This is a genomic window from Leisingera aquaemixtae (assembly GCF_001458395.1).
GTDB classification, from domain to species: Bacteria; Pseudomonadota; Alphaproteobacteria; order Rhodobacterales; family Rhodobacteraceae; genus Leisingera; species Leisingera aquaemixtae.
This window is the reverse complement of record NZ_CYSR01000039.1, coordinates 1-7,898: the sequence shown is the minus strand read 5'-3', so window position 1 is coordinate 7,898 and position 7,898 is coordinate 1. Positions and strand designations below refer to the sequence as shown.

Annotated in this window: 1 protein-coding gene, 3 tRNA genes and 3 rRNA genes; 1 reads left to right on the top strand and 6 read right to left on the bottom strand. The window is 56.5% G+C overall.

Annotated features, from left to right (window positions below):
- Positions 1 to 150: 150 nt before the first annotated feature.
- A protein-coding gene (locus tag PHA8399_RS20105; RefSeq protein WP_145977098.1) for an IS3 family transposase occupies positions 151 to 1,310 on the top strand; the annotation gives its coding sequence in 2 pieces (ribosomal slippage) (positions 151 to 409 and positions 409 to 1,310; 1,161 coding nt in all).
- A gap of 410 nt (positions 1,311 to 1,720) precedes the next feature.
- On the opposite strand, the gene PHA8399_RS20100 is transcribed toward PHA8399_RS20105, so the two are convergent.
- The 6 genes from PHA8399_RS20100 to PHA8399_RS20075 form a co-directional block, all read right to left on the bottom strand.
- Positions 1,721 to 1,797 (bottom strand) — tRNA-Met (locus tag PHA8399_RS20100).
- 44 nt (positions 1,798 to 1,841) lie between these two features.
- Positions 1,842 to 1,956 (bottom strand): 5S ribosomal RNA (gene rrf / locus PHA8399_RS20095).
- A 214-nt stretch (positions 1,957 to 2,170) separates the two neighbouring features.
- Positions 2,171 to 4,999, bottom strand: a 23S ribosomal RNA gene (locus PHA8399_RS20090).
- Between the two features lie 412 nt (positions 5,000 to 5,411).
- Positions 5,412 to 5,488: transfer RNA gene (locus PHA8399_RS20085), tRNA-Ile, on the bottom strand.
- A gap of 25 nt (positions 5,489 to 5,513) precedes the next feature.
- A tRNA-Ala gene (locus tag PHA8399_RS20080) sits at positions 5,514 to 5,589 on the bottom strand.
- Positions 5,590 to 5,740: 151 nt separating this feature from the next.
- Positions 5,741 to 7,204 (bottom strand): 16S ribosomal RNA (locus tag PHA8399_RS20075).
- The 16S, 23S and 5S rRNA genes sit together here with 3 tRNA genes alongside, the layout of an rRNA operon.
- Positions 7,205 to 7,898 lie beyond the last annotated feature (694 nt).

Here is a 7,898-nt window from a genome sequence, read left to right as displayed (position 1 = left end):
CGTCATTGCAGCTTGTCAACAAAGGTACCTGTTTGGTACAAACCGAAGCCTCTCCGCCTCCACGGAAGGAAAGAAATAGTCGGTGACCTGCCCCCCGCAAAATCCCTCACCATGAAGTAGAGTCTGTCCAACCTATGTAGGAGCAGACGAATGCGTAAGAGCCGTTTCACCGAGGCGCAAATCATCGGGATGATCAAAGAGCAGGAAGCCGGGATGCCGACGGCGGAGGTGTGCCGCCGGCACGGCCTGAGCCCGGCAACCTTTTACAAGCTGAAGTCCAAGTATGGCGGCATGGAGGTATCGGAGGCCGCGCGGCTGAAGGCGCTGGAAGATGAGAATGCCAAGCTGAAGCGGCTGCTGGCAGACACGATGCTCGACAACGTGGTTTTGAAAGACCTGCTGGGAAAAAGCTGACGACACCGAAAGAGCGGCGAGAGGCAGCGCTCAATGCAATGCGGGATCATGACATCTCGCAGCGCAGGGCCTGCCGGCTTGCCGGTGTCGACCCCAAGACGGTCCGGCGCGAACGCCCGCCGGACCATCCTGAGATCCGCCAGGAGATGAAGGAGATCGCTGGCAAACGCCGCCGGTTCGGCTACCGGCGGATCGGCGTGCTGCTTGAGCGAAAAGGCATGATCATGAACCACAAAAAGCTTTACCGCCTCTACCGGGAGGAGGGCCTTGCAGTGAAACGGCGGCGGGGGCGCAAACGCGCCCGGGGCTCGAGAACGCCGATGCCCGAAGCCACCCAGCCCAACCAGCGCTGGTCCCTGGATTTCCTGGCAGACAGCTTCGGCGCGTCGCGGAAGTTTCGCATCCTGGCCGTGAATGACGACTGCTGCCGGGAAAACCTGTGCCTGGCGGCAGACACCAGCATTTCAGGTGAGCGTGTTGCCCGGGAGATGGACGCGCTCGTCCGGCTCTACGGAAAACCTGCTTGCATTGTCAGCGACAACGGCACGGAATTCACCAGCCGGACAATCCTGAAATGGGCCGACAGGAACGGCGTGGATTGGCATTACATCGACCCCGGAAAACCGCAGCAGAATGCCTTTATCGAGTCATTCAACGGCAGCCTGCGGGACGAGCTTCTCAATGAAGAACTGTTCGATACCCTGGACGATGCCCGCCGCAAGCTGGCGCTGTGGCGCTACGATTACAACACCGTCAGGCCGCACTCTTCGCTGGGGAACAGAACGCCAAAGCAAGCGCGGCAGGCGCTTGAGCTATTTGAGGGCTCCGCGCCTGCCGCGCTTGCCAAGCCCGAAACCGACGACTACCAAAATCAAACCCGCAGACTCTCGTCATGAGCGAGGGACCAGCGGGGGGCAGGTCACCGGCATTCCCGCAGATCAGGTGAAAGACCGGATGATCGAGCTCGACACGCGCCGCCAGCAGCTGGAAGGAGAGCTGGAGCATACCCCTGCCCCGGACACGGTGGTGTTTCACCCGTCGATGGCGGAAGCCTACCGCGAGCGGGTGTCGCGGCTGATCAAGGGCCTAGGCTCCGCCGAAGGCATGGAAGAGGCCAAGGAGGCGCTGCGGGCATTGGTGGAGCGGATCGTGCTGACGCCCGCGGCGGCAGGCGCTGGCCTGGATCTGACCCTTGAGGGGGATCTGGCCGGGCTGCTGCGTCTTGCGGCGGGTGCGCAAGGCCCGGACACGGCGAAGGCCCCGGACGGTAGATCCGAAGCCTTTGATATGTCTGAGGAAATTTTATTGGTTGCGGGAGCAGGATTTGAACCTGCGACCTTCAGGTTATGAGCCTGACGAGCTACCTGGCTGCTCCATCCCGCGACAGGTGTTTTGTCATCGATTAGAGAGGTTTTGGATTTTACTAGGTTTGGCGGTGACCTACTCTCCCAGGGCTTGAGCCCAAGTACCATCGGCGCGACAGTGCTTAACTTCCGGGTTCGGGATGGGACCGGGTGTTTCACTTGTGCTGTGGCCACCAAACCAAGAAAAATCCAATTCCGACGTCCTTGCGGAGCAAGGCTGTTGAGCGGCAGGCAGCGTGTTTGCTTCAGCAAATGCGCATTGCCGCCCGGTTGCTGTGTCACCGCCTGGTGGCGGCAGGCACAACAGCCTGCGTCGGTTACAATCAACGTTGTCCGTGTTTTTTTGGGATGGTTTGCTTGTTTGGTTTTCGTAACACTGTCTGTTACTGGATCAAATCAAGCCTATCGGGCGATTAGTACCGGTCAGCTGAACGCATTGCTGCGCTTACACCTCCGGCCTATCGGCGTGGTGGTCTTCCACGGCCCTCAGGGATACCTTGTTTTGAGGGGGGCTTCCCGCTTAGATGCCTTCAGCGGTTATCCTGTCCGATCATAGCTACCCAGCACTGCTATTGGCATAACAACTGGTCCACCAGTGGATCGTTCACCCCGGTCCTCTCGTACTAGGGGCAACTCCTCTCAAGTATCCTGCACCCACGGCAGATAGGGACCGAACTGTCTCACGACGTTCTAAACCCAGCTCACGTACCTCTTTAAACGGCGAACAGCCGTACCCTTGGGACCTGCTCCAGCCCCAGGATGAGATGAGCCGACATCGAGGTGCCAAACACTGCCGTCGATATGGACTCTTGGGCAGTATCAGCCTGTTATCCCCGGCGTACCTTTTATCCGTTGAGCGATGGCCCTTCCACGCGGGACCACCGGATCACTATGGCCGACTTTCGTCTCTGCTCGACTTGTCAGTCTTGCAGTCAGGCTGGCTTCTGCCATTGCACTCAACGAGCGATTTCCGACCGCTCTGAGCCAACCTTCGCGCGCCTCCGTTACTCTTTAGGAGGCGACCGCCCCAGTCAAACTACCCGCCACGCAGGGTCCCGGATCCGGATAACGGACCGCGGTTAGACATCAAGAGTGCGAAGGGTGGTATCTCAAGGGAGGCTCCACCGGAACTTGCGTTCCGGCTTCGATGCCTACCACCTATCCTGCACATCACAATCCTGATGCCAGTGCGAAGCTGTAGTAAAGGTGCACGGGGTCTTTCCGTCTAACCGCGGGAAGCCTGCATCTTGACAGGCAATTCAATTTCGCTGAGTCGATGTTGGAGACAGCGGGGAAGTCGTTACGCCATTCGTGCAGGTCGGAACTTACCCGACAAGGAATTTCGCTACCTTAGGACCGTTATAGTTACGGCCGCCGTTTACCTGGGCTTCAATTCGGAGCTCTCACCCCTCCTTTTAACCTTCAGGCACCGGGCAGGCGTCAGACCCTATACGTCGCCTTGCGGCTTCGCAGAGCCCTGTGTTTTTAATAAACAGTCGCCACCCCCTGGTTTGTGCCCCCGGATCCAAGTTGCCTTGAACCCGGGCCTCCTTCTCGCGAACTTACGGAGGTATTTTGCCGAGTTCCTTCAACATCGTTCTCTCAAGCGCCTTGGTATTCTCTACCAGTCCACCTGTGTCGGTTTAGGGTACGGTCTGATGGAGGGCTATTTCCAGGAACCGATCAGCAGCCCATTCAATCCGATAAGAATGAACTACCCTCACGATCCGTCACATCCTCCTGGCCCACGAATATTAACGTGGTTCCCATCGCCTACGCCTTTCGGCCTCGGCTTAGGGGCCGGCTTACCCTGCTCAGATTAGCTTTAAGCAGGAACCCTTGGACTTTCGGCGAGAGTGTCTCTCACACTCTTTGTCGCTACTCATGTCATCATTCTCGCTAGTGATCTCTCCACCGGATGGCTCACGCCCCGGCTTCATCGAAAGCCTCTCTCCTCCAATACTCCCGAAGGAGTTAAGGAGGAATGAGACTATGTCACACTACGCTCTGCTACCATGCACTATGTGCATCCTCGGCTTCGGCTCATGGCTTGAGCCCCGTTACATCTTCGCCGCAAGACATCTTAATTAGACCAGTGAGCTGTTACGCTATCTTTAAAGGATGGCTGCTTCTAAGCCAACCTCCTGGTTGTTTTGGACGTCTCACCTGCTTTCCCACTTAGCCATGAATTGGGGGCCTTAGCCGGAGGTCAGGGTTGTTTCCCTCTCCACGACGGACGTTAGCATCCGCCGTGTGTCTGCCATCTAGTACTCCCGGGTATTCGGAGTTTGGTTAGGATCAGTAAGCCTGTGGGGCCCCATTACCCATCCAGTGCTCTACCCCCCGGGGTATTCGGATGACGCTCTACCTAAATAGATTTCGCAGAGAACCAGCTATCTCCGAGTTTGATTGGCCTTTCACCCCTAGGCACAGCTCATCCCGATCCTTTTCAACGGATGTGGGTTCGGCCCTCCAATGCGTGTTACCGCATCTTCAGCCTGGCCATGCCTAGATCACTCGGTTTCGGGTCTGATCCCACGAACTCATGCGCCCTATTAAGACTCGCTTTCGCTGCGCCTCCGCCTAGCGGCTTAAGCTTGCTCGTGAGACCAAGTCGATGACCCATTATACAAAAGGTACGCTGTCAGCCCTCAAGGGGCCTCCAACTGATTGTAGGCGTTCGGTTTCAGGTACTGTTTCACTCCCCTCGCCGGGGTGCTTTTCACCTTTCCCTCACGGTACTGGTTCGCTATCGGTCAGTAAGGAGTACTTAGCCTTCGGAGGTGGTCCTCCGGTCTTCGAACAGGATTTCACGTGTCCCGCCCTACTTAATACGTCCCTCAGAGCTTCCCATACGGGGCTGTCACCCGCTCTGGCTGCGTTTCCCAACGCATTCTGGTCACTCATCAGGCTCGGCTGGTCCGCGTTCGCTCGCCGCTACTAACGGAGTCTCTATTGATGTCCTTTCCTCCGGGTACTTAGATGTTTCAGTTCCCCGGGTTTGCTCTTAAAGACCTATGTATTCAGTCCTTAAGTACCTGGTTAAGCCCATTATAAGCAGCCTTGCGGCTATTATAACAAACTTTCAGGTGGGTTCCCCCATTCAGAGATCTTGGGATCAAAGCCTATTCCCGGCTCCCCCAAGCTTATCGCAGGGTATCACGTCTTTCATCGCCTCTTACTGCCAAGGCATCCACCAAACGCCCTTCTCGCGCTTGATTTGATCCAGAAAGAGACAGTGCAAACTGCCGCGGCACCGGAAGCTGGTAAGAAACCGGCGCCTCTATTTCTGAACCAAAAAGCAAACTATCCCGCTCCCAATCATGTCGGTGATCGGGAACTTGTTGCGCAGTCTTGCGACCGCGCGGGTTAGTGTACTTGACTTGGACAACACTGTTGTTTCAGCCAGGCAGACCCGCGGATGCCCGAGGAAAGGGGCATGTGCACAGGCTCGCGTCACCTCCCGAAGAAGGATCGGCACCTCACTGAGGCTCTCCCCTCACGCGGGGCGCCAACAGTATTGTTGATTGTATCTCTCTTAACGATGTCAATGTGTGCGTCTGAAGAACAGACGTTCAAACAGTCAGCAACTGCTTGAAGATATGTTCTTCCATATGGCCACTTCCGGGGAAGTGGTGGGTCGAGGAGGACTTGAACCTCCGGCCTCACGCTTATCAGGCGTGCGCTCTAACCACCTGAGCTACCGACCCATATTGTCCGGGCCGTTTGCATGAGTGGTGGAGCCTAGGAGGATCGAACTCCTGACCTCCTGAATGCAAATCAGGCGCTCTCCCAGCTGAGCTAAGGCCCCTTGCTTTTGGACCCCTGCCGGGCAGGCATCCGATGTTTTCTGAAGAGATATGAGGACGGTCCGGTCCGTATGCGACCAGCTTTGTTTGCTGGTCTTCTGCTAAGTGATGCACGATCAGGAGCAAGCTCCGTGATGCTAGCATCATCCTTAGAAAGGAGGTGATCCAGCCGCAGGTTCCCCTACGGCTACCTTGTTACGACTTCACCCCAGTCGCTGAGCTCACCGTGGTCCGCTGCCTCCTCGAAAGGTTGGCGCACGGCCTTCGGGTAAACCCAACTCCCATGGTGTGACGGGCGGTGTGTACAAGGCCCGGGAACGTATTCACCGCGTCATGCTGTTACGCGATTACTAGCGATTCCGACTTCATGCCGCCGAGTTGCAGACGACAATCCGAACTGAGACAGTTTTTTGGGATTAACCCATTGTCACTGCCATTGTAGCACGTGTGTAGCCCAACCCGTAAGGGCCATGAGGACTTGACGTCATCCACACCTTCCTCCCGCTTATCACGGGCAGTTTCCTTAGAGTGCCCAGCCGAACTGCTGGCAACTAAGGATGTGGGTTGCGCTCGTTGCCGGACTTAACCGAACATCTCACGACACGAGCTGACGACAGCCATGCAGCACCTGTCACTCGGTCACCGAAGTGAAAACCAGATCTCTCTGGCGGTCCGAGGATGTCAAGGGTTGGTAAGGTTCTGCGCGTTGCTTCGAATTAAACCACATGCTCCACCGCTTGTGCGGGCCCCCGTCAATTCCTTTGAGTTTTAACCTTGCGGCCGTACTCCCCAGGCGGAATGCTTAATCCGTTAGGTGTGACACCGACTAGCATGCTAGCCGACGTCTGGCATTCATCGTTTACGGTGTGGACTACCAGGGTATCTAATCCTGTTTGCTCCCCACACTTTCGCACCTCAGCGTCAGTATCGAGCCAGTGAGCCGCCTTCGCCACTGGTGTTCCTCCGAATATCTACGAATTTCACCTCTACACTCGGAATTCCACTCACCTCTCTCGAACTCAAGACTGGGAGTTTTGGAGGCAGTTCCAGGGTTGAGCCCTGGGATTTCACCCCCAACTTTCCAGTCCGCCTACGCGCGCTTTACGCCCAGTAATTCCGAACAACGCTAACCCCCTCCGTATTACCGCGGCTGCTGGCACGGAGTTAGCCGGGGTTTCTTTACCTGCTACTGTCATTATCATCACAGGCGAAAGAGCTTTACGACCCTAAGGCCTTCATCACTCACGCGGCATGGCTGGATCAGGCTTGCGCCCATTGTCCAAGATTCCCCACTGCTGCCTCCCGTAGGAGTCTGGGCCGTGTCTCAGTCCCAGTGTTGCTGATCATCCTCTAAAACCAGCTATAGATCGTAGGCTTGGTAGGCCATTACCCCACCAACTACCTAATCTAACGCGGGCCGATCCTTCTCCGATAAATCTTTCCCCCGAAGGGCGTATAAGGTATTACTCACCGTTTCCAGTGGCTATTCCTTAGAGAAGGGCACGTTCCCACGCGTTACTAACCCGTCCGCCGCTCACCCCGAAGGGCGCGCTCGACTTGCATGTGTTAGGCCTGCCGCCAGCGTTCGTTCTGAGCCAGGATCAAACTCTCAAGTTGAAACGCTCGTTAAAGCGTATCCTTGACGTTCGAACCTCTGCACATCTTCACCAGGAGGCTAATCCTGATGAAAGTCTCTGTCTGTTGTGCTTCAGTACCAAAGGCACCGAAAGCCGAACAAACAGTGAAGCTGACACCACATCATCGGGCCGAAACCCTAGTGGCGCGATATACAGAAGTCTGATCCATCGAAATGAACCGTGACCGCCCGCATATCTCTTCAGTTATCCATCAATGTCAAAGAGCAAACACCCAGAGGCCAAAAACCAGACCGATGCGCCAATCTTCCGGCGCGCCCGCCTCTTCAAACCCTCAGATGCCACCGTCTCTCCAGCGTGTCCCACCGTCTCTCCGGTGTGTTTCCCGATCCGTTACCGCGTCGCCCTGTCTGGCTCAGCGTCCCGTCCGGTGTGTCTCAGCTGCGCCTCAGCGCCGCCGGTGAGGGGGCTTTTACGGATACCCCCGCAGACCCGCAACCCCAAAATTCAGAAAAACGCAGAATTCCGCAAAGAAAAATCACGAATCAAATAAAATCAACCACTTACACCAAAACAAAGTCAGCACCCCTGACCCTCTTTCCGCCCCACCCCCGCCCCGCAAACCGAACCAAACACCCCGGAAAAGGCGCCCGCCCCACTTACCCACAGACTCGGCACCCCTTATCCACAGACTCACCACCCCGGAATCGCAACAA